The organism is Fodinicurvata fenggangensis DSM 21160 (assembly GCF_000686045.1).
Taxonomy (GTDB): domain Bacteria; phylum Pseudomonadota; class Alphaproteobacteria; order Kiloniellales; family DSM-21159; genus Fodinicurvata; species Fodinicurvata fenggangensis.
This window is the reverse complement of sequence record NZ_JMLV01000010.1, coordinates 1-22,830: the sequence shown is the minus strand read 5'-3', so window position 1 is coordinate 22,830 and position 22,830 is coordinate 1. Positions and strand designations below refer to the sequence as shown.

The 22,830-nt window shown below is 59.9% G+C and carries 38 protein-coding genes; 5 read left to right on the top strand and 33 right to left on the bottom strand.

The features are described from left to right. Both BP38_RS0113345 and BP38_RS0113340 read right to left on the bottom strand, forming a co-directional pair. Positions 1-453, bottom strand: coding sequence for a hypothetical protein (locus BP38_RS0113345; RefSeq protein WP_026988134.1), 453 nt, complete (start codon positions 451-453; stop codon positions 1-3). 67 nt (positions 454-520) lie between these two features. Further along, complete coding sequence (locus tag BP38_RS0113340; protein ID WP_026988133.1) at positions 521-1,291, bottom strand: ABC transporter ATP-binding protein; 771 nt, start codon at positions 1,289-1,291, stop codon at positions 521-523. Between the two features lie 425 nt (positions 1,292-1,716). Here BP38_RS0113340 and BP38_RS0113335 point away from each other — a divergent pair, with 425 nt between their 5' ends. After that, positions 1,717-2,070 (top strand): helix-turn-helix domain-containing protein, encoded by a 354-nt coding sequence (locus tag BP38_RS0113335; protein ID WP_026988132.1) that lies wholly within the window; start codon positions 1,717-1,719, stop codon positions 2,068-2,070. A gap of 38 nt (positions 2,071-2,108) precedes the next feature. Here the strand turns inward: BP38_RS0113335 and BP38_RS0113330 are convergent, their stop codons facing one another. Further along, a complete protein-coding gene (locus tag BP38_RS0113330; RefSeq protein WP_026988131.1) occupies positions 2,109-2,423 on the bottom strand; it encodes an I78 family peptidase inhibitor in 315 nt (104 codons plus the stop codon). A gap of 24 nt (positions 2,424-2,447) precedes the next feature. Then, the gene (locus BP38_RS0113325; protein WP_211250320.1) at positions 2,448-4,133 is read right to left on the bottom strand and encodes a thiamine pyrophosphate-binding protein; all 1,686 of its coding nucleotides are present in this window, start codon (positions 4,131-4,133) and stop codon (positions 2,448-2,450) included. Between the two features lie 89 nt (positions 4,134-4,222). On the opposite strand from BP38_RS0113325, the gene pncA reads away from it, so the two are divergent. The 4 genes from pncA to speE all read left to right on the top strand — a co-directional run bounded on the left by pncA (position 4,223) and on the right by speE (position 6,714). After that, positions 4,223-4,891: a bifunctional nicotinamidase/pyrazinamidase gene (gene pncA, locus BP38_RS0113320; protein WP_051609356.1), complete on the top strand. Its 669-nt coding sequence runs from the start codon at positions 4,223-4,225 to the stop codon at positions 4,889-4,891. A 65-nt stretch (positions 4,892-4,956) separates the two neighbouring features. After that, complete coding sequence (locus tag BP38_RS20675) at positions 4,957-5,235, top strand: YrhK family protein (protein ID WP_035725281.1); 279 nt, start codon at positions 4,957-4,959, stop codon at positions 5,233-5,235. A 90-nt stretch (positions 5,236-5,325) separates the two neighbouring features. After that, a complete protein-coding gene (speD, locus tag BP38_RS20670; RefSeq protein WP_245602412.1) occupies positions 5,326-5,850 on the top strand; it encodes an adenosylmethionine decarboxylase in 525 nt (174 codons plus the stop codon). A 15-nt stretch (positions 5,851-5,865) separates the two neighbouring features. After that, entirely contained in the window at positions 5,866-6,714 is an 849-nt protein-coding gene (gene speE, locus BP38_RS0113305) for a polyamine aminopropyltransferase (RefSeq protein ID WP_026988128.1), read from the top strand. A gap of 49 nt (positions 6,715-6,763) precedes the next feature. On the opposite strand, the gene BP38_RS0113300 is transcribed toward speE, so the two are convergent. The 29 genes from BP38_RS0113300 to tuf form a co-directional block, all read right to left on the bottom strand. Beyond that, positions 6,764-7,351, bottom strand: a complete 588-nt coding sequence (locus tag BP38_RS0113300) for a biotin transporter BioY (protein ID WP_245602411.1) — start codon at positions 7,349-7,351, stop codon at positions 6,764-6,766. A gap of 96 nt (positions 7,352-7,447) precedes the next feature. Then, on the bottom strand, positions 7,448-7,876 hold the full coding sequence (gene rplQ, locus BP38_RS0113295; protein ID WP_026988126.1) for a 50S ribosomal protein L17: 429 nt from the start codon (positions 7,874-7,876) through the stop codon (positions 7,448-7,450). 116 nt (positions 7,877-7,992) lie between these two features. Further along, positions 7,993-9,009 carry a DNA-directed RNA polymerase subunit alpha gene (locus BP38_RS0113290; RefSeq protein ID WP_026988125.1) on the bottom strand — a complete coding sequence of 339 codons (1,017 nt, stop codon included), beginning with the start codon at positions 9,007-9,009 and terminating at the stop codon, positions 7,993-7,995. Positions 9,010-9,163: 154 nt separating this feature from the next. Next, positions 9,164-9,556 carry a 30S ribosomal protein S11 gene (gene rpsK, locus BP38_RS0113285; RefSeq protein ID WP_022728243.1) on the bottom strand — a complete coding sequence of 131 codons (393 nt, stop codon included), beginning with the start codon at positions 9,554-9,556 and terminating at the stop codon, positions 9,164-9,166. A gap of 15 nt (positions 9,557-9,571) precedes the next feature. Next, on the bottom strand, positions 9,572-9,949 hold the full coding sequence (gene rpsM, locus BP38_RS0113280; RefSeq protein WP_022728244.1) for a 30S ribosomal protein S13: 378 nt from the start codon (positions 9,947-9,949) through the stop codon (positions 9,572-9,574). Between the two features lie 152 nt (positions 9,950-10,101). Then, entirely contained in the window at positions 10,102-10,674 is a 573-nt protein-coding gene (locus BP38_RS0113275; RefSeq protein WP_026988124.1) for an adenylate kinase, read from the bottom strand. Beyond that, positions 10,671-12,023 carry a preprotein translocase subunit SecY gene (secY, locus tag BP38_RS0113270; protein ID WP_026988123.1) on the bottom strand — a complete coding sequence of 451 codons (1,353 nt, stop codon included), beginning with the start codon at positions 12,021-12,023 and terminating at the stop codon, positions 10,671-10,673. The genes BP38_RS0113275 and secY overlap by 4 nt, the downstream gene beginning before the upstream one ends. 34 nt (positions 12,024-12,057) lie before the next feature. After that, positions 12,058-12,552: a 50S ribosomal protein L15 gene (gene rplO / locus BP38_RS0113265; RefSeq protein WP_026988122.1), complete on the bottom strand. Its 495-nt coding sequence runs from the start codon at positions 12,550-12,552 to the stop codon at positions 12,058-12,060. A gap of 85 nt (positions 12,553-12,637) precedes the next feature. Next, on the bottom strand, positions 12,638-12,856 hold the full coding sequence (rpmD, locus tag BP38_RS0113260; RefSeq protein ID WP_051609355.1) for a 50S ribosomal protein L30: 219 nt from the start codon (positions 12,854-12,856) through the stop codon (positions 12,638-12,640). A gap of 6 nt (positions 12,857-12,862) precedes the next feature. Further along, positions 12,863-13,432, bottom strand: coding sequence for a 30S ribosomal protein S5 (gene rpsE / locus BP38_RS0113255; protein WP_022728249.1), 570 nt, complete (start codon positions 13,430-13,432; stop codon positions 12,863-12,865). Between the two features lie 19 nt (positions 13,433-13,451). After that, complete coding sequence (gene rplR, locus BP38_RS0113250; RefSeq protein WP_035725277.1) at positions 13,452-13,814, bottom strand: 50S ribosomal protein L18; 363 nt, start codon at positions 13,812-13,814, stop codon at positions 13,452-13,454. Continuing rightward, complete coding sequence (gene rplF / locus BP38_RS0113245; protein ID WP_026988118.1) at positions 13,814-14,347, bottom strand: 50S ribosomal protein L6; 534 nt, start codon at positions 14,345-14,347, stop codon at positions 13,814-13,816. The genes rplR and rplF overlap by 1 nt, the downstream gene beginning before the upstream one ends. Before the next feature lie 13 nt (positions 14,348-14,360). Continuing rightward, positions 14,361-14,759 (bottom strand): 30S ribosomal protein S8, encoded by a 399-nt coding sequence (gene rpsH, locus BP38_RS0113240; protein WP_026988117.1) that lies wholly within the window; start codon positions 14,757-14,759, stop codon positions 14,361-14,363. Positions 14,760-14,772: 13 nt separating this feature from the next. Further along, complete coding sequence (gene rpsN / locus BP38_RS0113235) at positions 14,773-15,078, bottom strand: 30S ribosomal protein S14 (protein WP_026988116.1); 306 nt, start codon at positions 15,076-15,078, stop codon at positions 14,773-14,775. A 21-nt stretch (positions 15,079-15,099) separates the two neighbouring features. After that, complete coding sequence (rplE, locus tag BP38_RS0113230; RefSeq protein ID WP_026988115.1) at positions 15,100-15,642, bottom strand: 50S ribosomal protein L5; 543 nt, start codon at positions 15,640-15,642, stop codon at positions 15,100-15,102. Positions 15,643-15,657: 15 nt separating this feature from the next. Beyond that, entirely contained in the window at positions 15,658-15,969 is a 312-nt protein-coding gene (rplX, locus tag BP38_RS0113225; RefSeq protein WP_155992435.1) for a 50S ribosomal protein L24, read from the bottom strand. 11 nt (positions 15,970-15,980) lie between these two features. Next, positions 15,981-16,349, bottom strand: a complete 369-nt coding sequence (gene rplN / locus BP38_RS0113220) for a 50S ribosomal protein L14 (RefSeq protein ID WP_026988113.1) — start codon at positions 16,347-16,349, stop codon at positions 15,981-15,983. Positions 16,350-16,360: 11 nt separating this feature from the next. Next, positions 16,361-16,612: a 30S ribosomal protein S17 gene (gene rpsQ, locus BP38_RS0113215; protein WP_026988112.1), complete on the bottom strand. Its 252-nt coding sequence runs from the start codon at positions 16,610-16,612 to the stop codon at positions 16,361-16,363. 13 nt (positions 16,613-16,625) lie between these two features. After that, positions 16,626-16,829 carry a 50S ribosomal protein L29 gene (rpmC, locus tag BP38_RS0113210; protein ID WP_026988111.1) on the bottom strand — a complete coding sequence of 68 codons (204 nt, stop codon included), beginning with the start codon at positions 16,827-16,829 and terminating at the stop codon, positions 16,626-16,628. A 4-nt stretch (positions 16,830-16,833) separates the two neighbouring features. Beyond that, positions 16,834-17,253 carry a 50S ribosomal protein L16 gene (gene rplP, locus BP38_RS0113205; protein ID WP_022728259.1) on the bottom strand — a complete coding sequence of 140 codons (420 nt, stop codon included), beginning with the start codon at positions 17,251-17,253 and terminating at the stop codon, positions 16,834-16,836. A gap of 32 nt (positions 17,254-17,285) precedes the next feature. Then, a complete protein-coding gene (rpsC, locus tag BP38_RS0113200; protein ID WP_026988110.1) occupies positions 17,286-17,975 on the bottom strand; it encodes a 30S ribosomal protein S3 in 690 nt (229 codons plus the stop codon). Between the two features lies 1 nt (position 17,976). Next, positions 17,977-18,357, bottom strand: coding sequence for a 50S ribosomal protein L22 (rplV, locus tag BP38_RS0113195; RefSeq protein WP_035725276.1), 381 nt, complete (start codon positions 18,355-18,357; stop codon positions 17,977-17,979). Between the two features lie 5 nt (positions 18,358-18,362). Further along, entirely contained in the window at positions 18,363-18,641 is a 279-nt protein-coding gene (gene rpsS, locus BP38_RS0113190; RefSeq protein WP_026988108.1) for a 30S ribosomal protein S19, read from the bottom strand. A gap of 12 nt (positions 18,642-18,653) precedes the next feature. Next, the gene (gene rplB / locus BP38_RS0113185; RefSeq protein WP_026988107.1) at positions 18,654-19,490 is read right to left on the bottom strand and encodes a 50S ribosomal protein L2; all 837 of its coding nucleotides are present in this window, start codon (positions 19,488-19,490) and stop codon (positions 18,654-18,656) included. 3 nt (positions 19,491-19,493) lie between these two features. Then, the gene (locus tag BP38_RS0113180; protein WP_051609354.1) at positions 19,494-19,826 is read right to left on the bottom strand and encodes a 50S ribosomal protein L23; all 333 of its coding nucleotides are present in this window, start codon (positions 19,824-19,826) and stop codon (positions 19,494-19,496) included. Further along, complete coding sequence (rplD, locus tag BP38_RS0113175; protein ID WP_026988105.1) at positions 19,823-20,443, bottom strand: 50S ribosomal protein L4; 621 nt, start codon at positions 20,441-20,443, stop codon at positions 19,823-19,825. The genes BP38_RS0113180 and rplD overlap by 4 nt, the downstream gene beginning before the upstream one ends. Positions 20,444-20,445: 2 nt before the next feature. Then, positions 20,446-21,246: a 50S ribosomal protein L3 gene (gene rplC / locus BP38_RS0113170; RefSeq protein WP_026988104.1), complete on the bottom strand. Its 801-nt coding sequence runs from the start codon at positions 21,244-21,246 to the stop codon at positions 20,446-20,448. A gap of 4 nt (positions 21,247-21,250) precedes the next feature. Then, positions 21,251-21,565, bottom strand: coding sequence for a 30S ribosomal protein S10 (rpsJ, locus tag BP38_RS0113165; RefSeq protein ID WP_022728267.1), 315 nt, complete (start codon positions 21,563-21,565; stop codon positions 21,251-21,253). A 74-nt stretch (positions 21,566-21,639) separates the two neighbouring features. Further along, positions 21,640-22,830 (bottom strand): elongation factor Tu, encoded by a 1,191-nt coding sequence (gene tuf, locus BP38_RS0113160; RefSeq protein ID WP_026988103.1) that lies wholly within the window; start codon positions 22,828-22,830, stop codon positions 21,640-21,642.

Here is a 22,830-nt window from a genome sequence, read left to right as displayed (position 1 = left end):
TTACTGATAGAAATCCACGTCCGTTCGATTTGCCAGGTTCAGGATATCGTTGCAGTCCTCGCGATCACCCGATGCATCGGCGCAGGGAGACACTCCGTTGACCAGCATACGGTCGATGCTGTCACACTGCTGCTCCGTAAAGTCGAAGAACTTGACGGTGGACCGCCCTGTTTCCAGGGGGGCCGCTTCTATGGCGATACGCCGGCTGATAACCCCCTCGGCGTCGAAAAGCACAAGATCCAGCCGAAACTGGTCAAAATCGCTGCCGCTGTCGTTCTCGAACAGCATGTAGGCGCGGCAGGTCTGGTCCACCTGTTCCAGCTTGTTCAGCTCCAGGGTGACCCTGTCATCCATGGCCGCCGCATCCGACTCATCCTGTGCGGCGGCGGAGACGGCCAGCCCAGCGGCCATGACCCCCGAGACAACTGCTGCTGCAAACCTGTTCACTGTCATGTTCTGCCTCCCTGTATCAGTGCGAATTCATCTATTATCTATCTTGCCATCGGTCCTGACTGTTATCTCAGGCGCGCACCGCCATGCTGATGGGGCCTTCGGAACGTCCTTCCAGTAGCTGTCTCAAGCGTGGCTCGGTTTCCTCTCGTGCTGCTTCGGTCGTCCCCTTCCAGATGATGCGCCCCTCATACAGCATGGCGAGATCGTCGTAAAATTCCAAGGCCGAGGGCATATCGGTGGTAATGCTGAAAACGGTTACCTTGTGCTGTTGTACGACCCTGCGGATCAGAAGATTGGTGTGTCGGGTCATGATTGGATCCAGCCCGTCCGTAGGCGCGTCCAGGACAAGGATTTCCGGATCCATGGCAAATGCCCGCGCCAGGCCAGCCCGTTTCTGCATGCCCCCTGACAGTTCGGCGGGGTAGCGTTCACCCACCCAGGGTTTCAAGCCAAAAAGCCCCAGCTTTTCCTGGGCGATTTCACGCGCCTGCTTGCGCGTTACACGCCCGCGGCTCAGCAACCTGAAAGCCACGTTCTCCCAGACGGGAAGGCTGTCAAACAGGGCATTCTGCTGAAAGACGACCCCGATTCTGTCATGCATGCGCTCCAGATCCTCACGGGACATGCGGTTCAAGGACTGCCCTTCCAGCAGGACCTCGCCGGAATCTGTCTCCATCAGGCCCAGCATGCATTTCATAAGAACCGATTTCCCCGAAGAGGACGGCCCGATCAGGACACTCGCCCGCTCCGCCGAAATATCCAGGTCGACATGGTCCAGTACCGTCTTGTCGCCAAAGGTCTTGCGAAGCCCCTGCAAGGAAATCAGCTTCTGAGACACCTGTTGCTCCCCTGCCTGCACACGAAACGTTCTCGCGCTGGCTGCCATCTACGGCATAGCCTGCCGGGTGCCAACCATAGAGCAAAGCTCCGGCATTGTAACCTCATGAACTAAGAGGCAAGACAAGCCGGCTATTGCATACTGCAATGCAAAATACGACGTATTTTGCAAATATTTCGGGACAAGGCCCGAGACGGCTCACTGAAGCCCCCCTGGATCAATCGCCTTAAACGAGAGATGGGGCGGGAAGCCGCATAGCGAGACGGGTTTCTGGAAAAAAGGGGAGTCTGCAGTTTTTTGGCCCGATGGTTGCATTGTCAATCTGGACGCCGCGCGCTGCGGGCGCGTAGTATCGACAAGGCTACCAAGCAGAATGAAGGGACTGACACGGTCACCTTTGCATAACAGGAAAGGCTCACAGGAAGATGTATCACAAGACGGACATACACATCGGCCATCGTCTACGCGAACGCCGTGTGGCTCTGGGGCTCAGCCAAAGCGAGCTTGCAGAAAAGCTGGGGGTCAGCTTCCAGCAGGTCCAGAAGTATGAAAGCGGCGCCAACCGCATCAGCGGTAGCCGCCTCTGGGACATCAGCACAGCCCTGGAAACACCGGTCAGCTACTTCTTCGAAGGTCTGGAGGATGAGGGACTTGGTGCCGACGAGCCTCCGCTGGACCGCCAGACCCTGGAACTGGCACGCGCCGTGAGCTCAATAGAGGACGAGAACGTACGCTCCCAGATCGTGAAGCTGGTAAAGGCGTTCGCCAAGGCCAACTGACTCTGGATCCTGGCTCCTGCGCGCCAAGGACAGGCCGTCTAACCGATATAGGAACGGCTGATTCGCCCCTGTTCGTCCAGGACAAGGGTCAGACGGTCCCTGCGATAATCCTGGGTCACCGGCTGGCCTTCCTGCACGGCACGAAGGTGCAAGCCCTCGAGTCCGGAAACGCAGGCCTCAGAGGGACCGCCTTCCCCTTCCTCCCGGGCGCCTGCCGCTCCGCTTGTACGCGCACAGCCCGCCAGGAACGCTCCGCCCAGGACAACGGGAACCTGGCTTAGCAGCCCGTCCAGGAATCTGCGGCGTGAGCGTGATGTACCGCCTGTCGAAGTGGGTCCAAGAAAGCTCCGCATAGCCTCCTCCTATGGATTTGCCCCTCAGGTTCCGGCCTTCATGCGCTCCAGGGCCTCCGCGCGAATTTGACTCAGTGTCTTGGCCGGATTGATGACTTCCGAATCCAGGCGCAGCTCGATCAGGGCCGGACGACCTGCCGCCCAGGCGCGCTCGAATGCAGGCTTGAACTCTTCGGTCCGTTCCACCAACTCGCCATGCGCCCCATAGGCCCTGGCCAGGTCGGCAAACTGCGGATTCTTCAACGCCGTTGCAGAGACACGCCCCGGGTATTCGCGCTCCTGATGCATCCGGATCGTCCCGTACATCTCGTTGTTCACCACGATCACGATGATCGGCAGCTCGTACTGCATGGCCGTGGCCAACTCCTGCCCATGCATCATGAAGCACCCGTCTCCGGCAAAGGCCACCACAGGACGCACCGGGAAGGCCCGCTTTGCCGCCACTGCAGCCGGCGTCCCATAGCCCATGGAGCCCGAGGTCGGGGCAAGCTGCGTGTAGCAGCCGCTGTAGCGGTGGAAACGATGCACCCAGCCGGCATAGTTTCCCGCGCCATTGCACACTACGGTCTCACGTGGCAGGCGCGTGCGCAGCCAGTCCATGATCTCGCCCATCTGGAGCGGTCCCTGCACCTGCGGCGGTTCCGACCAGGCCAGGTACTCCTGCCGCGCCTGCCGTGTTCGATCCTGCCAGCTTGGCGTGCTGGCCGGCTTCAACTTGGCCAGGGCACGGGCAAACGGACGCATGGACGCGAGGATCGCCAGCTCCGGCTGGTAGACACGTCCCAGTTCCTCGGCTCCGGGATAGACGTGGACCAGCTTCTGCTGCGGTTGGGGAATGTCGACCAGGCTGTACCCACTGGTGGTCATCTCGCCAAGGCGTGCGCCCAGCACCAGCAGCAGGTCCGCTTCACGCACACGCGCGGCCAGAGCCGGGTTGATGCCGATGCCGACGTCACCGACATAGTTGTCGTGCATGTTGTCAAAGCAGTCCTGGCGCCGGAAAACCGCGCCCACGGGCAGATCCCAGCTTTCGACAAAGCTTTCCAGATCAGCCCGTGTCTGCGGATCCTTGCCATCACCCACCAGGACCAGAGGGCGTTCGGCCTCGCCCAACAAGCCTTGCAAGCGCTCCATCTCGCTGTCGCCCGGATGCGCCTCGACCTTCTGGTAGGTTGTGCTGTCAAGCTGGCGCACCGTATCGCAAAGCATATCCTCCGGCAGGGCCAGGACAACGGGACCGGGGCGGCCGCTGGTGGCCGTGTAGTAGGCGCGGCTGATGAACTCGGGGATGCGCTCGGCGTCATCGATCTGCGCCACCCATTTCGCCATCTCGCCATACATGCGGCGATAATCGATTTCCTGGAAGGCTTCGCGCTCCATGTCTCCGCGCGCGACCTGACCGATAAACAGGATCATCGGCGTTGAATCCTGTTGGGCGATATGCAAACCAGCCGTCGCATTGGCCGCGCCTGGCCCGCGGGTTACGAAACAAAGACCCGGCTCCCCCGTCAGCTTGCCGTAGGCGTCCGCCATCATGGCCGCACCGCCTTCCTGACGGCAAACCGTCACCTTCATGTCCGGGACATCGTGCAGCGCATCGAGGACTGCCAGATAGCTTTCACCAGGCACACAGAAGACATGTTCGCCGCCATGCTGGCGCAAACAATTGACAAGGATTTCCCCACCGGTCTTCAGTTCATTGGATTTCATGGTTATCTCTATGCTGATGGCTGTTGTTTGGCCGGATCATGCGCAACGATGGCTGACAAGTCACGCACGGATGGAAAGTGGGATTTTCTATGACTGACATCACACTGGATCAAAATCGGGACCTGCTTCTGGTCGTTGACCTGCAAAACGATTTCTGTTCCGGCGGCGCCCTCGAAGTCCCGGAAGGCGAGCGCGTGGTTCCCGTGATCAACCGCCTGATCCCCGCCTTCGCCAATGTTGGAGCGACCCAGGACTGGCACCCGGTGGGGCACAGTTCCTTCGCCAGCCAGCATGAAGGCAAGGCGCCGTTCGAGACCACTGAAATGCCTTATGGCACCCAAGTGCTCTGGCCGGACCACTGCGTGCAGGGAAGCAGAGGCGCTGCCTTCCATGACGATTTCCAGCTGGACGCCTGCCAGTTCATCGTCCGCAAAGGCTTCCGCAAGACGATAGATTCCTACTCCGCCTTTTACGAGAACGACGGAGAGACGACCACGGGCCTGAGCGGATATCTGAGAGAACGAGGAATCACCCGCCTGTTCATGACCGGCCTGGCCCTCGACTTCTGTGTTTTCTACTCTGCCCTGGACGGACGCCGCGAAGGCTTCGAGGTCGTCCTGATCAACGATGCCACGGCGGCCATCGACCTGAACGGCTCCAGGGAGGCCGCCCTTTGGCAGATGGAGGACAAGGGCGTCGTGATGACCGAGTCCACGAACATTCTGCGGACTGTCGCTCCTGAAGTGCAGGGTGCATGAGGGGGCGCTTTCGCATGGACCTGTGACACCTCCGGGCAGGACCCAAAAGACAGGGAAGGCATGCCATGACCGAACGACTGAACGGATTCCAGCGCGAACTGGACGACCAGCTGGAACAACTGCGTAAGTACTACTTCTGGATCCACTTGGCGGCGGACATGGGCTGCGGTATCTGCTTTGTTATCGGCAGCGTCTTCTTCTTTTACCAAAGCCTGCTTTATGACGGGACTTGGCTGTTCCTGATCGGCAGCATTCTCTTTGCTGCCAAGCCTTTCATCCGTCTGATTCACGAGCTGCACAGACAAAAACGGATCCATCAGGCGCAAGCTGTAAAAAACTCTTGAACTCAAAGTCATAATAGCCCATTTCCCTGCGTTCCACCCGAAAGCGCAAGCGCTGGCTGGGTTCATCCGCTGTTACGAAGGGGACTTGCCTTGAAGACACTGACTGCCCTTTCCGAATCGGTGATGGACTTGGATCTGCGGACCCCAGACCCCGAAACCGAACAGGAAATTCCGCATACCGGCGTGGCAAATGACCACCATGCCGACGGCTCGCGCATTGGTTCGCTGTTTGATGCGAACCGATTGGACCATTTCATCGAAAAGGATGGCCAACGCTTTGCGGGAACCCATCTGATCATAGACCTGTGGGATGCCAGCCGCCTGGACGAGCTAGGCCACGTCGAGGAAAGCCTGCGACAGGCCACGGAAGCGGCCGGCGCGACACTGCTGAACATCGACCTCCATTACTTCACTCCCAATGGAGGCGTCTCGGGCGTCGCGGTCCTGGCGGAAAGCCACATCTCGATCCACACCTGGCCCGAGTGCGGCTATGCCGCCATCGACATCTTCATGTGCGGAGATGCCGAGCCGAGCAAGGCGATCGGCGTACTGGAAACCTCCTTCAGTCCGGGGTCCATCGAAGTTGGCGAGCATCGTCGGGGCGTGATCGGATAAGGGAGGAGTGATCCCATGAAGCAGGTCTATCAAGAGACCCTGCATCAGGATTACGGCCAGTTCTTCACCATATCGCATGAACTCTACAGAGAGAAAACGGAGCACCAGGATCTGGTGATCTTCGAGAATGCGGCGTTTGGCAAGGTTCTGGCCCTCGATGGCATTATCCAGACGACCACGGGGGACAACCACATCTACCATGAGATGCTGGTGCATGTCCCCCTGCTCGCCCATGGCAATGCCCGCAATATCCTGATCGTAGGCGGCGGTGACGGCGGAACCCTGCGTGAAGCCGTGAAGCACCCTCTGGACAGGGCAACGATGGTCGAGATCGACAGCCATGTCATCGAGCTGTCGAAGGAACACCTGCCCGAACTTTCAGATGGCGCGTTCGATCATCCAAGATCCGAGGTCATCGTCGCGGACGGCTTTGCCTTCGTGGAACAGACGGACCAACGCTTCGACGTGATTATCGTGGATTCAAGCGACCCGGTCGGGCCGAGTGCAGTGCTTTTCTCGGAAGAGTTCTATCGCAACTGCCGGCGCTGCCTGAATCCCGATGGCATCCTGATCACCCAGAACGGTGTACCTTATCTTCAAAGTGATGAATTGAAGAATGGGCACCGTATTCTCTCCGGGCTTTTCGAGGATGTGACCTTCTATCTGGCGACCGTACCGACCTACAGCGGCGGCCCCATGGCCTTCGGCTGGGCCAGCACTTCGCCGGACCCCCGCAACACGCCCCTGGAGACGCTGCAGGCGCGATACGCCGAACGCGCTTTGCAAACCAGCTACTACACACCGGATATCCACAAGGGCGCCTTTGCCCTGCCTCCCAGGGTTTCCCGATTGATCACCGGTTGAAGGAAAGGGGCTGCACAGCCCCTTTCTTCTTGCTTGCATAACGCTGCACTTACCGGCGCTCGACCAGCTTCCAGACAGACGGCAGCATCAACGCGCCCAGGACGATCTTCAGGACACCGCCCGCGATGAAGGGTGTGAACCCGCTGGCAAGCGCCTGTTCAAACCCGATCAGGGTGGCAAGCCAGGCGACGCCACAGCCCATCAGGATCAACGTCCCCAAGGTCATCGCCACCATGCTGAGCCAGATGTTTCGATCCCATCCCCGTTCTGCCAGCCAGCCAGCGGCGGCGGCCGCCGCCACGAAACCGAACAGGTAACCGGACGTGGGCCCTGCCAGGTAGGCCAGGCCTGCTCCCGATGCAAAGACGGGCAGCCCGACAGCCCCCTCGACCAGATAGAGCGCCAGGGTGGCCACGCCCAGGCGGAAGCCAAAGCTCATGCCAATGACCAGAACGGCAAGGCTCTGCATGGTGATCGGAACCGGCCAGAAAGGCACCTGGACCTTGGCAGAAATCGCCAGGACAAGAGTGCCGGCCAACATGAGAACAACCGTGCGCGGCCAGGCCGCAAAACCGCCTGATGCCGGCCAAAGCACATGCGCCAGGGTTGGTTCCATTCTTGGTGTGTGGGCCATCATGTATCTCCCCTCGAGTTCACCCTCACTGTCACCGGGCAAAAAAATCCCCGCAGGAAGACTTTCCAGCGGGGATTATCGTAAAGACTGCAGGAAAAATCAGCTTTCCTCGTCATCCTCGTCGTCATCCGCGAACTGCGTCGGACCCGAATCCTGGCCCTTCGCATCGGGGTTGCGGTCAACCAGTTCGATGACAGCCAGCGGGGCCATGTCGCCGTACCGGAAACCGGCCTTGAGTACGCGCGTATAACCGCCATTGCGGCTCTGGTAGCGCTCGGCCAGTTCTCCGAACAGCTTCTGGAGCTGCTTGTTGTCACGCACGGTAATCGCCGCCTGGCGACGAGCATGCAGGTTGTTGCGCTTGCCCAGAGTGATCAGGCGATCCGCAATACGACGGAGCTCCTTGGCCTTGGGAAGCGTGGTAACGATCTGCTCATGCTTGATGAGCGAGGTCGCCATGTTGGAGAACATCGCCTTGCGATGCTGTGATTTCCTGTTCAGCTTGCGCTGTGCCATGCCGTGACGCATTGCCATTCCTCCTGATCATCCGGATCTCGCGCACGAGATCGATTACACTGCCCACTGCCCTTCATCCGGAACAATGGGGCGGGCCCGTACGGCCCTGTAACTTAAGCCAGCCGAATTTAGTACGGCTCTTCAAGGCGCTTGGAAAGCTCCTCGATGTTCTCTGGCGGCCAGTTTGGGATCTCCATACCGAGATGCAGACCCATCTGTGCCAGCACTTCCTTGATCTCGTTCAGCGACTTTCGGCCGAAGTTCGGCGTACGCAACATTTCACCTTCGGACTTCTGTACCAGATCACCGATGTAGACGATGTTGTCGTTCTTCAGGCAATTGGCCGAACGAACAGACAACTCAAGCTCGTCCACCTTGCGAAGCAGATTGCGATTGAACGGCGGCTCACCCTCGTCTTCCTTGGCATCATGCGCCTGAGGCTCGTCGAAGTTGATGAAGAGCTGCAGTTGGTCCTGAAGGATACGCGCGGCGTAGGCCAAGGTATCCTCGGGTGACAGAGCTCCATTGGTGTCGATTTCCATGGTCAGCTTGTCGTAGTCGGTGACCTGGCCCACACGCGTGTTCTCGACCTTGTAGGCGGCTCTGCGCACGGGAGAGAAAATGGAATCCACCGGGATCAGACCGATCGGCGCATCCTCCGGTCGATTCTGCGAGCCGGGAACATAGCCCTTGCCCTGCTCGACGGTCAGTTCCATGTCGAAGCGCGCCCCATCGTCCAGGGTGCAGATGACCAGGTCGGGGTTCATGACCTCGATGTCGGCACTGAGTTCGATCTGTGCGGCGGTGACTTCGCCCGGCCCCTCGGCACGCAGGCGCATGCGCTTCGGTCCCTCGGCATGCATCCGCAGTGCCAGAGCCTTCACGTTCAGGACAATGTCGGTCACGTCTTCGCGCACACCCGGGATGGACGAGAATTCATGCAGAACTCCGTCAATCTGGATTGCGGTGACGGCAGCCCCCTGTAGCGAGGAGAGCAGGACGCGGCGCAGGGCGTTGCCCAGCGTCAGTCCAAACCCGCGCTCCAGTGGTTCTGCAACAATCTTGGCAGTACGTTCAGCCGAACTCCCGGGCTGGACATCCAGCTTGTTCGGCTTGATCAGGTCGGTCCAATTCTTTTCCAGCATTCATATGCCTCTTGAGTCGAGCTAGGTTCTTGAAACACACCCACCGTCTCTTCCGAGACGGCGGTGTCTCAAACGCTGTCCCTCTATCTCGCAGTCGGCGGCGGCTCGATACACCGTCGACGGCCATCCGTTGAGGGATGCGCAGATAGCAGTGTCAGACGCGGCGGCGCTTGCGCGGGCGACAGCCATTATGCGGGATCGGCGTGACGTCCCGAATGGCCGTGATCTGGAAGCCCACGGATTGCAGCGCACGCAAAGCCGATTCGCGGCCCGAACCCGGGCCCTTCACATTGACTTCCAGGGTGCGCATGCCGTGTTCCTGGGCCTTGCGCCCGGCATTCTCGGCAGCGATCTGTGCGGCATAAGGCGTGGACTTGCGAGAGCCCTTGAACCCCTGCGCACCGGCCGTCGACCAGGCGATGGCATTGCCCTGGACATCCGTGATGCTGATCACGGTGTTGTTGAAGGAAGCGTTCACATGCGCGATGCCGGAAGTGATATTCTTCTTTTCGCGGCGGCGCAGGCGGGAAGTTTGCTGTTTGGCCATAATATCTGTGCGCCCTTATCTCGTCGCTTTCTTTTTGCCGGCAATCGGCTTCGCAGGACCCTTGCGGGTACGTGCGTTGGTATGCGTACGCTGACCGCGAAGCGGCAGGTTCTTGCGATGCCTCAGGCCACGATAGCAGCCGAGATCCATCAAGCGTTTGATGTTCATCGCGACCTCACGGCGCAGATCACCTTCGACCAGGTATTCCCGGTCAATGGTCTCACGCACCCGCACGACTTCGTCGTCGGTCATTTCATGAACGCGCCGACTCTCGGGCACGGACACCTTCTCACAGATCTCCTTAGCCTTGGCAGGGCCGATCCCGTGAATGTAGGTAAGCGCAATGGGAACGCGCTTGCCTGTAGGAATATTGACGCCAGCGATACGTGCCACGCCGCAGTCTCCTTAAAACCTGTATCAAGTTCAAACCAACAACAGGACAAATCGAACAGGCAAAACAGCCCGGTCGCACCCGCGCCAGGAAGCCGCGATTATAGGAACGGCCTCCGCTGGGTCAAGTCTTGCCTTTACTCCTTCAGACCCTTTTATGCGGCCTTCAGGATACCTTCGATCTGCTCCGTCACTTCATCGATTGGCTTCATGCCATCGACCGTCTTCAGTATGCCCTTTTCCCGGTAATAGGGAAGTATCGGAGCTGTCTGCTCATGATAGACTTCCAGCCGGCGCTTAAGGGTATCTACCGTGTCATCGGAACGCGCCTGTTCCGATTCATTGATTCGGCTTTCGATCCGGCTGACCAGTTCAGCCTCGTCCACCTTGATCTCGATGACTGCCCCCAAAGGCAGCCCCTTGCCTTCCAGAAGAGTGTCCAGGGCCTCAGCCTGCGGGACGGTCCGCGGGAACCCATCCAGGATGAAGCCCTTGGCGCAATCCGGTTGCTCTATGCGCTCGGAGATCATCTTGATCATCAGTTCATCGGGCATCAACTGCCCTTCATCCATGATCTTCTTGGCGCGCTGTCCCAGCTCGCTTCCCGAAGCAACCGCGCTGCGCAACATATCCCCCGTCGACAGGTGCGCAATTCCGTGACGCTCCGTCAGAAGTTGCGCCTGCGTTCCCTTTCCGGCCCCCGGAGGACCGAGAAGAATGATATTCATCCCCGCCTGCCCTTCAATTTCGATTTCTTGATGAGTCCCTCATACTGATGCGCCAACAAGTGCGCATGGACCTGGGCCACTGTATCCATGGTGACCGAAACCACGATCAGCAGGCTGGTGCCCCCGAAATAGAACGGCACGGCATACTGTGAGATAAGCACTTCCGGCAACAGGCAGACCAGGGCCACATAGATCGAGCCAACGGTAACCAGCCTGGTCGTCACATAGTCGATATAGCGCGCGGTATTCTTGCCTGGACGTATGCCCGGAATGAACCCACCGTTTTTCTTCAGATTATCTGCCGTGTCCTCCGGATTGAAGACAATGGCGGTGTAGAAGAAGGCAAAGAAGATGATCAGGCCTGCATAGAGAACCATGTAGAGCGGCTGACCATGGGAGATGTTCGTGGTGATCCAGTCCAGCCAGGCTGGACCTGCGACCCCGCCACCACCTGAGAACCCGGCTACGGTCATCGGCATCAGCAGCAAGGAGGACGCAAAGATCGCCGGAATGACACCCGATGGGTTCAGCTTGAGCGGCAGATGCGAGGTCTCTCCACCAAACATCCGGTTGCCAACCTGGCGCTTGGGGTATTGGACCAGCAGGCGGCGCTGAGCACGCTCCATGAAGACGATGAAGGTGATCACAGCCACGGCCATGACAATCAGGAACAGGATGAACGCCGTGGACATGGCGCCAGTGCGTCCCAGCTCAAGCAACTGAGCTATCGCACCCGGCAGGTTTGCGACGATGCCCGAGAAAATGATCAGGGAAATGCCGTTACCGACACCGCGCTGCGTGATCTGTTCACCCAGCCACATCAGGAAGATCGTGCCGCCGGTCAAGGTGATCACGGTGCTGATGCGGAATATCATGCCCGGATCGATCACCGCAGACCCGGAACCGACATTCATCGTCTCCAGTCCCACAGCCATGCCATAGGCCTGGAAGGCCGCCAGCACCACCGTGAAGTAGCGCGTATACTGGTTGATCTTCTTGCGGCCCGTTTCACCTTCCTTCTTCAACTGGGAAAGGGTCGGCGAGACGGCGGTCATCAGCTGCACGATAATCGACGCCGAAATGTACGGCATGATGCTGAGTGCAAAGATCGTCATGCGGCCCAGCGACCCGCCGGAGAACATGTCGAAAACGCCTATGATCCCCCCGGCCTGCTGCTCGAAGATATCGGCAAGGATCGCCGGGTCGATACCAGGAACGGGGATATAGGTGCCCAGACGATAGACAATCAGCGCACCCAGCGTGAACCAGATGCGCCTCTTGAGCTCAGTTGCCTTTGCAAAGGCACCGAAATTGACGTTTGCGGCAAGTTGTTCGGCGGCTGAAGCCATGAGTGCCTACTATCCTGTCTGCGCGGACCTGATCTTAGCCCTGATCCTGCTTTTCGCTCTTCTCTGCGGGCGCATCAACCGTCAGGGTGCCGCCCGCCTTCTCGACTGCGGCCTCGGCGGACTTGGTTGCTCCGGCCACCTTGAGATCGAGCTTCGCTGTCAGTTCGCCATTGCCCAGCAGGCGCACGCCATCCCGTCCCGGCTTCTTGAACAGGCCAGCCGCGCGCATGGCTTCAGCATCAACGGTTTTCTTGGGATCCAGACGCTTGGAGTCGACGGCTGCCTGCAGGCGCGCCAGCGTCACTTCCGCATACTCACGCGCAAAGATATTCTTGAAGCCGCGCTTCGGCAGGCGGCGATAGAGCGGCATCTGGCCACCCTCGAAGCCCTTGATGGAAACGCCGCTGCGTGCCTTCTGACCCTTGTGGCCCTTACCGGAAGTCTTGCCCAGACCCGAGCCCATTCCACGTCCGACGCGCTTGCGTGCTTGGCGCGCGCCCGGATTGTCGCTCAGTTCATTCAGCTTCATCTCTACGTTCCTTAACTTTCCGGCGCAGTGGCGCCGACCTCTTGACAGAAACTTGTGCCGGGCACGAGAGCGCCCAGGCCGCCTCTTATTCGACCACGCGCACCAGATGGCGCACCTTGCCGATCATCCCGCGTACGGCCGGAGTGTCTTCCAGTTCGCGCCTGCGGTTGACCCGGCCAAGCCCGAGCCCACGCAGGGTCGCAAGCTGGTCTTCGGTTCGGCCAATGGCACTGCGTGTCTGCTGGACCACAACGCGGCCTGTGGCGGTCTTCGCCGTCTTCTTGGTTGTCGTCTTGGCTGCCATAAGGGGTTACTCCTGAGCTGGCGCTGAAGCCGCTGTGTCTTCGCGCTTGCCAATAACCTCGCTAACCTTTTTGCCGCGACGCTGAGCCACCATGCGGGGGCTGTTGATGCGCTGCAGGCCGTCGAAGGTTGCACGGATCATGTTATAGGGGTTCTGCGTGCCTGCCGATTTGGCAACGATGTCCTGGATACCCAGGCATTCGAAGACAGCACGCATCGGTCCACCGGCAATGATGCCGGTACCCGCCGGTGCCGCACGCAGGATAACGTGTCCGGCACCGAAGTTGCCCTCGATGTCGTGATGCAGGGTACGGCCCTCTCGCAGCGGAATGCGCTTCATCCCGCGCTTGGCCGACTCGGTCGCCTTGCGGATCGCCTCGGGAACCTCACGGGCCTTGCCGTGGCCAAAGCCGACGCGACCACGTTGGTCGCCGACCACCACAAGTGCGGCAAAGCCGAAGCGCCGACCGCCCTTTACCACCTTGGCAACGCGGTTGATGCCGACCAGCTTGTCGACAATCTCCGTATCCTCGCGCTCTCCACGGGCGCTGCGGTCATCTTTCTGCGGACGTGCCATTGCTACGCTATTCCCTGACTTAGAACGAGAGACCGCCCTCACGGGCGGCATCGGCCAGCGTCTTGACGCGGCCGTGATAGAGATACCCACTGCGATCGAAAACGACATTCTCGACGCCAGCCTTCTTGGCTCGCTCGGCAACCAGCTTGCCAACCTCACTCGCGGCCGAGGTATCGGAACCGGACTTGAGCTTGCCCTTCAGATCCGTGTCGATGGTCGAGGCTGCAGCCAGGGTCCGGCCCTGCTTGTCGTCAATCACCTGTGCATAGATATGCTTGCTCGAGCGAAACACCGACAGACGCGGGCGGTCGCTCGACTTGCGCCGCAGGCTCGCACGCACACGCTGCGAGCGCTTAACCAGCTTTTGCTTCGCGTTCACCATTACTTCTTCTTGCCTTCCTTGCGCAGGATCGTTTCGTCCGCATAGCGCACACCCTTGCCCTTGTAGGGCTCAGGACCACGCGCGCTGCGTATCTCCGAAGCAAACTGACCGACCAACTGCTTGTCTGCACCACTGACGGCAACGGCCGTCGGACGCTCACAGACCACCTTCAACCCCTCCGGAATTGGAAAGTTGATGTCGTGGCTGTAGCCGAGCTGCAGGTTCAGGGTGCTTCCCTGGACCGCGGCACGGTAACCAACACCGGTGATCTCAAGCGACTTGGTGAAGCCTTCCGATACACCCTGGACCAGGTTCTGGATCCGGGCACGTGTCGTACCCCAAAGCGCGCGCGCCTTCTTGGTGTCATTGGCGGGCTTGACCGTAACCTGATCGTCCTCGTGAACCAACTCGACTTCCTCGGTGGTTTCGTACGAGAGCTCACCCAGTTTGCCCTTCGCAGTGACGGTCCGGCCTTCGATCTTCAGATCGACACCGCTCGGTACACTCACCGCATTCTTGCCTACACGCGACATGAAACAGGACTCCTTAGAACACGCGGCAAAGCAGCTCGCCGCCAACATTGGCAGCACGGGCCTCGTGATCCGACATCACCCCGCGTGGGGTCGAGAGAATCGCGATGCCCAAGCCGTTGTAGTAGCGGGGCAGTTCACGGATCTTGGAATAGACCCGACGGCCCGGCCTGGAAATACGCGAGATCTCGCGAATGACCGGCTCACCCTCGAAGTACTTCAGCTCGATCTCGAGGACATCAAAGCCCTCATCATCCACCGAGCCACGGTACTCACGGATGTACCCCTCACGCTTGAGAACCTCAAGGACATTGGCTCGCAGCTTGGAGGCCGGCGCCGAAATTACAGACTTGTTGGAGCGCTGCCCGTTTCGAATGCGGGTCAGCAAATCCCCTAAGGGATCGCTCATCGCCATAGCGTCGTTCCTCCTACCAGCTCGACTTCACCATGCCCGGGATCTGTCCGTTACTGGCCAGATCACGCAGCGCGATACGCGAAACACGCAGCTTGCGGTAATACGCGCGCGGACGCCCGGTAACCTCGCAGCGGTTGCGGATGCGCACCTTGGCGGAATTGCGGGGCAATTCTGCCAGTTTAAGGGACGCCTGAAAGCGTTCCTCGGGTGCGCTATTGCCATCATGCACGATCGCCTTCAAAGCCGCGCGCTTGGCGGCATAGCGGCGTGCCTGACGAGCACGGTTCTTGTTACGTTCAACAGCACTTTTCTTTGCCATAGGTCCTTATCCTTCCGCCGTTCAGTTTCGGAACGGCATGTCGAAGTGCTTCAGCAGAGCATGCGCTTCGGCATTCGTCTTGGCCGTGGTGCAAATGATGATATCCATGCCCCGGATCTCGTCGACGGCGTCATAGTCGATTTCCGGAAACACGATCTGTTCCTTCAGGCCCATGGCATAGTTGCCATGCCCATCGAAACTCTTGCCGTTCAGCCCGCGGAAATCGCGCACACGTGGCAGGGCAATGGTCACCAGGCGATCCAGGAATTCATACATGCGATCTGCACGTAGTGTGACCTTGCAGCCGATGTCCATACCTTCGCGAACCTTGAAGCCGGCAATCGACTTCTTCGCCTTGGTGCTGACCGGCCTCTGACCGGAAATACGGGCCAGCTCTTCCATGGCCGTCTTCAGCTTCTTGCTGTCGGCCACGGCTTCGCCAACGCCCATATTGATCACGATCTTGTCGAGGCGTGGTATTTCCATGTCGTTCTTGTAGCCGAACTCTTCCTTGAGCTGCGGCTTGACGACTTTCGAGTAGTGCTCTTTCAAGCGGGCTGTCATCGCACTCGCCTTTACTTAGCTATCGATTGTTTCGCCGGAGCGGCGCGCAACACGGAGTTTGCGCCCCCCTTCGACAGTTTTCCAGCCGACGCGGGTCGCGCGGTCATCGCGCGGATCCAGCAACGCCACGTTGGAAATGTGAATGGGTGCCTCCTTCTCGACGATCCCGCCCTGGCTCTGTGCCGACTGGCGTTCGTGCCGCTTCACGATATTGGCACCCTGGACAAGCACGCGTTCATCCTTGGGCATGACACGCAGGACTTCGCCAACGTGCTTCTTGCTCTTGCCCGTGGTGACCACGACCTTGTCGCCCTTGCGGATTTTCATCTTGTTCGCCATCACAACACCTCTGGCGCAAGAGATACGATCTTCATGAACTTCTTGGCACGAAGCTCACGTGTGACCGGCCCGAAGATACGCGTTCCGATGGGCTCGTTCTGTTTGTTCAGCAGAACCGCCGCATTGTTGTCGAACCGGATCACCGAACCGTCCTGACGGCGAATATCGTTCGCAGTCCGCACAATTACGGCACGCACGACATCGCCCTTCTTGACGCGACCACGGGGAATGGCCTCCTTGACAGACACGACGATGACGTCACCCACGCCGGCGGACTTGCGCTTGGAACCACCCAGCACCTTGACACACATGACGCGGCGCGCACCGGAGTTGTCGGCCACATCGAGATTGCTCTGCATCTGAATCATGACGTCAACTCCTAGCTCTGGGTTGCGCCTGCGCCGTCATCAAGGACAGCCCAGCGCTTCGACTTCGACATCGGTCGGCATTCGACGATTCGAACACGCTCACCTTCCTCACAGCGATTCTGCTCGTCGTGAGCACGGTACCGCTTGGAGGACTTAATAAATTTCTTGTACAGCGGGTGCATCACCCGCCGTTCAACCAGGACCGTCACCGTCTTGTCCGTTTTGGTACTGACGACGACACCTTGCAGCATACGACGCGGCATGGATCACAAACTCCTACTGAGCGGCCTGCGCAACCTGGTGGTCGCGCAGAACGGTCTTGATACGAGCGATGTCACGGCGCACCTGCCGCACCCGCGCGGTGTTCTCGAGCTGGCCGCTGGCCTGCTGGAAGCGCAGGTTGAAAGCTTCCTTGCGCAGCGTCACCAGCTGCTCCTTCAGCTCATCCTGGCTCTTGGCCCGAATATCTTCCGCTTTCATCGCTTTAATCCTCCTCACCGATGCGCGTCACGAAACGCGTCTGCACCGGCAGTTTCGTCGAGGCCAAACGGAAGGCTTCACGCGCCATTTCCTTGTTGACCCCTTCGAGTTCGAACATTACTCGGCCGGGCTTCACACGTGCTGCCCACCATTCAGGCGACCCCTTGCCGGACCCCATACGGACTTCGGCGGGCTTGGAAGATACCGGAACATCCGGGAAAACACGGATCCAGAGCTTACCGACACGACGCATATGGCGTGTAATCGCCCGACGCGCAGCCTCTATCTGACGGGCCGAAACGCGGCCCGGAGTCGTTGCCTTCAGGCCATACGTCCCGAAGTTCAACTCGGTTCCACCCTTGGCCATCCCGTGGATGCGCCCTTTGAACTGCTTGCGATACTTCGTCCGCTTTGGAGACAGCATCTTTCCCGTTCCCTAACTCTTGACCGGCCGCCTTACTGGCGGGCGGGGGCTGCACTCTGGCTCTCGCTCAGACGCTTTTCCTGCGCCATGGGGTCGTGAGCTATGATCTCGCCCTTGAAAATCCAGACCTTTACACCGCAGGTGCCATAGGTCGTGTTTGCGCGGCCTTCGCCGTAATCGATGTCCGCACGCAGCGTGTGCAACGGCACGCGGCCTTCACGGTACCATTCGGTGCGCGCGATCTCGGCACCGCCGAGGCGACCGGCGCAGTTGATCCGAATGCCCTGGGCGCCTAGGCGCATGGCGTTCTGGACCGCTCGCTTCATCGCGCGCCGGAAGGCGACACGGCGTTCGAGCTGCTGCGCAATGTTGTCGGCCACCAGCTTGGCATCCAGTTCCGGCTTGCGGATTTCGACGATGTTGAGGCTGACCTCACCACCCGTCATTTTCTGCAATTCCTGGCGCAGCTTTTCGATGTCTGCGCCCTTCTTGCCGATAACAACACCCGGGCGCGCCGTATGGATCGTGATACGTGCCCGCTTCGCCGGACGCTCGATGATCACGCGTGCCACACCCGCCTGACGCAGGCGCTTGTAGAGGAACTCACGAAGCTTGAGATCCTCATGGAGGTAGTTGCCGTATTCCTTGCCGGCGAACCAGCGGGAATCCCAGGTACGGTTGATTCCGACCCGCAGGCCGATCGGATTGATTTTCTGACCCATATCAGGCGCTCTCCTCGCGCTCACGCACTACAACACGCAAGCGGCTCCAGGGCTTCAAGAGTTTGCCCGCACGACCACGTGCGCGCGGACGGAATCGTTTCATCATGAAGGCCTTGCCGACAGAGGCCTCCGCCACATAAAGGCGGTCAACATCCAGATGATGGTTGTTTTCCGCATTGGCGATCGCGGCCTGTAGCACCTTCTTGACCTCCTGGGAGATCCGGCGCTTGCTGAAAGTCAGGTCCGAAAGCGCACGCTCCGCAGACTTACCGCGGATCATCCCGGCAACCAGGTTCAACTTGCGCGGACTGGTCCGCAGCAGGCTGGCGCTGGCCAGGGCCTCGTTCTCAGACAGGCTGCGTTCGCTCTTGAGCTTACCCATCGCCCTTAACCTCTCTTCGCCTTCTTGTCCGCCACATGCCCTGTAAAGGTGCGGGACGGAGCAAACTCGCCAAACTTGTGCCCGATCATGTTCTCGTTGACGAGAACCGGGAGGAACTTGTGACCGTTGTGGACGCCGAAGGTCAGGCCGACGAATTGCGGCATGATGGTCGAGCGTCGCGACCAGGTCTTGATAATCTCGTTGCGGCCCGCGTTACGTACTGTCTCGGCTTTCTTGAGCAGGTAGCCGTCGACGAAAGGGCCTTTCCAAACTGAACGCGCCATTCTATCGGCTCCTTACTTCTTCTTCCGCGTTTTCCGGCGGCGTACGATCAGGCCGTCGGTCGTCTTGTTGTGCCGGGTCTTGTGACCCTTGGTGGGCTTACCCCAGGGCGTCACCGGATGACGTCCGCCAGAGGTCCGACCCTCACCACCACCATGCGGGTGATCAATGGGGTTCATCGCGACACCACGCACCGCAGGGCGCTTGCCGGTCCAGCGCTTGCGCCCGGCCTTGCCTAGATTGGTGTTGGCCTGGTCCGGATTGGAGACCGCACCGACACTGGCCATGCAGTCCGAGCGCACCATCCGAACTTCACCGGATGCCAGGCGCAACAGGGCGTACCCCGCATCACGACCAACCAACTGGACATAGGTTCCGGCGGAACGCGCAAGTTGGGCACCCTTGCCGGGCTTCAGCTCGACGTTGTGGATAATCGTTCCGATCGGCACGGAGCGCAGCGGCATGGCATTGCCTGGCTTCACATCTGCCTTGTCGGATGCGATCACCTGGTCGCCTTCGCTCAAGCGCTGAGGTGCAATGATATAGGCCTGCTCGCCATCCTCATAGGTCAACAGCGCAATGAACGCCGTGCGATTCGGATCATACTCCAGTCGCTCGACTTTCGCAGGCACATCGAACTTACGCCGCTTGAAATCGATCACGCGATAGGTGCGCTTGTGCCCACCACCGATACGGCGTGCCGTGATGCGCCCAAGGTTGTTGCGCCCACCGGATTTGCCCAGCCCTTCGGTCAGCTTCTTGACGGGCTCGCCCTTCCAAAGGCCGGACCGGTTGACCTGCACCAGCTGGCGGCGCCCCGGCGTGACGGGATTGTATGTCTTCAACGCCATGGATCAGATCCCCGTGGTCACGTCGATGGAATGACCTTCCTCAAGCGTGACCATCGCTTTCTTGTAATCAGAACGCTGTCCGGGACGTCCCCGGAAACGCTTGGTCTTGCCCTGCTGACGCAGAGTGTTGACCGCCTTAACCTTCACCTTGAACAGGGTCTCAACCGCCGTCCGGATCTCCGGCTTGGTGGCGTCGAGGGACACCTGGAAGGTAACCTGGTTGTGTTCACCGGCCAGGGTGGCCTTTTCCGTGATAACCGGCTTGCGGATGACTTCATGCATCCGTTCGCCGGACAGCTTCCCAGCTGCAGTCGTGCGGGCACGTCCCTTGCTCATTTCAGTCGCGCCTCCAGCGCTTCCACCGCCGTGCGGGTCAGAACCAGCCTGTCGCGGCGCAGGATGTCGTGAACGTTGGCGCCCTGCTGCGGCAGAACGTCGACCATCGGGATGTTGCGCGAAGCGCGCGCGAACATCTCGTCGATTTCCGCACCGTCGATGATGAGAGTGTTGGACCAGCCAAGCCCTGCGAAGCGCTTGGCAAGCTCCCCTGTCTTATGACTGTCCAGCTTGGCGCTGTCCAGCACAGAAAGCTTGCCGTCGGCAGCTTTTGCCGAAAGTGCTGTCTTCAGGGCCAATTGGCGGAACTTACGCGACAGGTCATGGCCATGATCACGCGGAGACGGACCGTGAACGGTTCCCCCACCACGCATGATGTTGGTCTTCATGTCACCGCGCCGGGCACGACCTGTGCCCTTCTGGCGATAGGCCTTCTGAGCGCGACCCGCGACTTCACCACGCGTCAGGGTCTTGTGCGTGCCAGCCCGGCGTTGAGCCAGCTGCCAGTTCACGGCACGTGCCAGGACGTCGCGGCGCACGGGCACCCCGAAGACGGAATCGCTAAGCTCGATCTCGCCGTTCTCTTTATTGTCGAGAGTCGTGACCTTCAACTTCATGGTCACTGCTCCTTCTGCTCTTCATTGCCTTCAGAGGCAGTGTCTGCCTCAACAGGCGCTTCCGTTTCAGCGGCCGGCGCGTCTTCGGTCGGTGCCGCTTCGGCTCCGCCATTCGCCTTGGCATCGGCAGCCTGCTTCAGGCCTGCCGGGAAGGGGATGCCTTCGGGCAGGGTTGCCTTGGTCGCGTCCGAAACCAGGAGCCAACCGCCGTCGGATCCTGGTACGGCACCACGAACCATGACCAAGCCGCGCGCCTCATCGGTCGCCACCACTTCCAGGTTCTGGGTCGTCACGCGACGATTGCCCATCTGCCCGGCCATCTTCTTACCCTTAAAGACCTTTCCCGGATCCTGCATCTGGCCGGTCGACCCGTGGCTGCGGTGCGAAGCGGAAACGCCGTGGCTCGCACGCAGGCCAGAAAATCCGTGGCGCTTCATGGCACCTGCAAAGCCCTTACCAATGCTGGTGCCGACCACATCGACCTTCTGTCCGGCGACAAAATGTCCGGCGGACAGCTCTGTCCCCACATCGAGGACTGCATCCTCGGACACGTGGAACTCGGCCAACTTCTTCTTCGGCGTCACCTTGGCCTTGGCGAAACGCTCGCGCTCCGGCTTGGACACGCGATTCGGCTTCGCCTTGCCGGCGCCCAGCTGAAGGGCCGTATAGCCGTCCTTGTCCTTGGTACGGACGGCCACAACTTGGCAATCTTCCATCTGCAGAACGGTCACCGGAACATGCGTTCCGTCTTCCCGGAAAATCCGGGTCATGCCCAATTTCTGCGCAATAATACCCGTGCGCATCGGATCATCCCTTCAGTTTGATCTCGACGTCGACACCAGCGGCCAGATCGAGCTTCATCAGCGCATCGACTGTCTGCGGGGTCGGGTCAACTATGTCCAGAAGCCGCTTGTGCGTCCGCATTTCGAACTGCTCGCGGCTTTTCTTGTCGATGTGCGGCGAGCGCAACACCGTGAAACGCTCGATTCGGGTCGGCAGCGGAATCGGACCGCGCACCTGCGCCCCCGTCCTCTTGGCCGTGTTCACGATCTCCCCGGTCGACTGGTCCAGGACCCGGTGATCGAACGCCTTCAGGCGAATACGGATATTTTGATGATCCATTGTTCAGCGCTCGTCCAAAGAGGCCGGCCCGATGTCTAGGCAACGGGCCGGCCGGTACACACAAAAAACCTGACTCACTCGACGATGGAGGCGACGACGCCAGCGCCGACGGTCCGTCCACCTTCGCGGATGGCGAAGCGCAGGCCCTCGTCCATGGCAATCGGCGCAATCAACTCCACGTCCATCGAGACGTTGTCGCCCGGCATCACCATCTCCGTGCCCTCAGGAAGCGTGACAACACCCGTCACGTCCGTCGTACGGAAATAGAACTGCGGACGGTAGTTCGTGAAGAACGGCGTATGACGACCGCCCTCGTCCTTGTTCAGAATGTAGGCCTCGGCCTTGAACTTCGTGTGCGGCGTGATCGTCCCCGGCTTCGCCAGAACCTGGCCACGCTCAACGTCGTCACGGCCAACACCGCGCAGAAGCGCACCGATGTTGTCACCGGCCTCGCCCTGGTCCAGAAGCTTGCGGAACATCTCCACGCCGGTCACCGTCGTCTTCCGCGTGTCATGCAGGCCAACGATCTCGACTTCCTCGCCAACCTTCACCACACCGCGCTCAACACGCCCCGTCACAACAGTCCCGCGACCCGAAATCGAGAACACGTCCTCGATCGGCATCAGGAACGGCTGGTCCTTCGGACGCTCCGGCGTCGGAATGTAGTCGTCAATCGCCTGCATCAGCTCGATAATCGAATCATGGCCCAGCTTCTGGTCCGTGTCCTCGATCGCCGCCAGGGCAGACCCCTTGATGATCGGAATGTCGTCGCCCGGAAAGTCATAGCTCGACAGAAGCTCGCGCACCTCAAGCTCAACCAGCTCAAGAAGCTCCTCGTCGTCAACCTGATCACACTTGTTCAGGTAGACAACAAGCGCCGGAACGCCAACCTGGCGCGCCAGCAGAATGTGCTCGCGCGTCTGCGGCATCGGCCCGTCCGCTGCGGACACAACCAGAATGGCCCCGTCCATCTGCGCCGCACCCGTGATCATGTTCTTCACATAGTCCGCGTGTCCCGGGCAGTCCACGTGCGCATAGTGACGGTTCGCCGTCTCGTACTCAACGTGCGCCGTCGAAATCGTGATCCCGCGCGCCTTCTCCTCAGGCGCCTTGTCAATGGCGTCATACGCCATCACCTCGCCAGATCCAGACTCCGCCATCACCTTCGTGATCGCCGCCGTCAACGTCGTCTTACCATGGTCAACGTGACCAACCGTCCCAATGTTGCAGTGCGGCTTCGTCCGCTCGTATTTCGCCTTCGCCAT

What these genes read in the sequence shown, in the direction of transcription:
- BP38_RS0113345 (WP_026988134.1), bottom strand. Translation starts at nt 453, where the DNA reads ATGACAGTGAACAGGTTTGCAGCAGCAGTTGTCTCGGGGGTCATGGCC.
- BP38_RS0113335 (WP_026988132.1), top strand. Translation starts at nt 1,717, where the DNA reads ATGTATCACAAGACGGACATACACATCGGCCATCGTCTACGCGAACGC.
- BP38_RS0113330 (WP_026988131.1), bottom strand. Translation starts at nt 2,423, where the DNA reads ATGCGGAGCTTTCTTGGACCCACTTCGACAGGCGGTACATCACGCTCA.
- BP38_RS0113325 (WP_211250320.1), bottom strand. Translation starts at nt 4,133, where the DNA reads ATGAAATCCAATGAACTGAAGACCGGTGGGGAAATCCTTGTCAATTGT.
- pncA (WP_051609356.1), top strand. Translation starts at nt 4,223, where the DNA reads ATGACTGACATCACACTGGATCAAAATCGGGACCTGCTTCTGGTCGTT.
- BP38_RS20675 (WP_035725281.1), top strand. Translation starts at nt 4,957, where the DNA reads ATGACCGAACGACTGAACGGATTCCAGCGCGAACTGGACGACCAGCTG.
- speE (WP_026988128.1), top strand. Translation starts at nt 5,866, where the DNA reads ATGAAGCAGGTCTATCAAGAGACCCTGCATCAGGATTACGGCCAGTTC.
- BP38_RS0113300 (WP_245602411.1), bottom strand. Translation starts at nt 7,351, where the DNA reads ATGATGGCCCACACACCAAGAATGGAACCAACCCTGGCGCATGTGCTT.
- rplQ (WP_026988126.1), bottom strand. Translation starts at nt 7,876, where the DNA reads ATGCGTCACGGCATGGCACAGCGCAAGCTGAACAGGAAATCACAGCAT.
- BP38_RS0113290 (WP_026988125.1), bottom strand. Translation starts at nt 9,009, where the DNA reads ATGCTGGAAAAGAATTGGACCGACCTGATCAAGCCGAACAAGCTGGAT.
- rpsK (WP_022728243.1), bottom strand. Translation starts at nt 9,556, where the DNA reads ATGGCCAAACAGCAAACTTCCCGCCTGCGCCGCCGCGAAAAGAAGAAT.
- BP38_RS0113275 (WP_026988124.1), bottom strand. Translation starts at nt 10,674, where the DNA reads ATGAATATCATTCTTCTCGGTCCTCCGGGGGCCGGAAAGGGAACGCAG.
- secY (WP_026988123.1), bottom strand. Translation starts at nt 12,023, where the DNA reads ATGGCTTCAGCCGCCGAACAACTTGCCGCAAACGTCAATTTCGGTGCC.
- rplO (WP_026988122.1), bottom strand. Translation starts at nt 12,552, where the DNA reads ATGAAGCTGAATGAACTGAGCGACAATCCGGGCGCGCGCCAAGCACGC.
- rpmD (WP_051609355.1), bottom strand. Translation starts at nt 12,856, where the DNA reads ATGGCAGCCAAGACGACAACCAAGAAGACGGCGAAGACCGCCACAGGC.
- rpsE (WP_022728249.1), bottom strand. Translation starts at nt 13,432, where the DNA reads ATGGCACGTCCGCAGAAAGATGACCGCAGCGCCCGTGGAGAGCGCGAG.
- rplR (WP_035725277.1), bottom strand. Translation starts at nt 13,814, where the DNA reads ATGGTGAACGCGAAGCAAAAGCTGGTTAAGCGCTCGCAGCGTGTGCGT.
- rplF (WP_026988118.1), bottom strand. Translation starts at nt 14,347, where the DNA reads ATGTCGCGTGTAGGCAAGAATGCGGTGAGTGTACCGAGCGGTGTCGAT.
- rpsH (WP_026988117.1), bottom strand. Translation starts at nt 14,759, where the DNA reads ATGGCGATGAGCGATCCCTTAGGGGATTTGCTGACCCGCATTCGAAAC.
- rpsN (WP_026988116.1), bottom strand. Translation starts at nt 15,078, where the DNA reads ATGGCAAAGAAAAGTGCTGTTGAACGTAACAAGAACCGTGCTCGTCAG.
- rplE (WP_026988115.1), bottom strand. Translation starts at nt 15,642, where the DNA reads ATGACAGCCCGCTTGAAAGAGCACTACTCGAAAGTCGTCAAGCCGCAG.
- rplX (WP_155992435.1), bottom strand. Translation starts at nt 15,969, where the DNA reads ATGAAAATCCGCAAGGGCGACAAGGTCGTGGTCACCACGGGCAAGAGC.
- rplN (WP_026988113.1), bottom strand. Translation starts at nt 16,349, where the DNA reads ATGATTCAGATGCAGAGCAATCTCGATGTGGCCGACAACTCCGGTGCG.
- rpsQ (WP_026988112.1), bottom strand. Translation starts at nt 16,612, where the DNA reads ATGCCGCGTCGTATGCTGCAAGGTGTCGTCGTCAGTACCAAAACGGAC.
- rpmC (WP_026988111.1), bottom strand. Translation starts at nt 16,829, where the DNA reads ATGAAAGCGGAAGATATTCGGGCCAAGAGCCAGGATGAGCTGAAGGAG.
- rplP (WP_022728259.1), bottom strand. Translation starts at nt 17,253, where the DNA reads ATGCTGTCTCCAAAGCGGACGAAGTATCGCAAGCAGTTCAAAGGGCGC.
- rpsC (WP_026988110.1), bottom strand. Translation starts at nt 17,975, where the DNA reads ATGGGTCAGAAAATCAATCCGATCGGCCTGCGGGTCGGAATCAACCGT.
- rplV (WP_035725276.1), bottom strand. Translation starts at nt 18,357, where the DNA reads ATGGGTAAGCTCAAGAGCGAACGCAGCCTGTCTGAGAACGAGGCCCTG.
- rpsS (WP_026988108.1), bottom strand. Translation starts at nt 18,641, where the DNA reads ATGGCGCGTTCAGTTTGGAAAGGCCCTTTCGTCGACGGCTACCTGCTC.
- rplB (WP_026988107.1), bottom strand. Translation starts at nt 19,490, where the DNA reads ATGGCGTTGAAGACATACAATCCCGTCACGCCGGGGCGCCGCCAGCTG.
- BP38_RS0113180 (WP_051609354.1), bottom strand. Translation starts at nt 19,826, where the DNA reads ATGAGCAAGGGACGTGCCCGCACGACTGCAGCTGGGAAGCTGTCCGGC.
- rplD (WP_026988105.1), bottom strand. Translation starts at nt 20,443, where the DNA reads ATGAAGTTGAAGGTCACGACTCTCGACAATAAAGAGAACGGCGAGATC.
- rplC (WP_026988104.1), bottom strand. Translation starts at nt 21,246, where the DNA reads ATGCGCACGGGTATTATTGCGCAGAAATTGGGCATGACCCGGATTTTC.
- rpsJ (WP_022728267.1), bottom strand. Translation starts at nt 21,565, where the DNA reads ATGGATCATCAAAATATCCGTATTCGCCTGAAGGCGTTCGATCACCGG.
- tuf (WP_026988103.1), bottom strand. Translation starts at nt 22,830, where the DNA reads ATGGCGAAGGCGAAATACGAGCGGACGAAGCCGCACTGCAACATTGGG.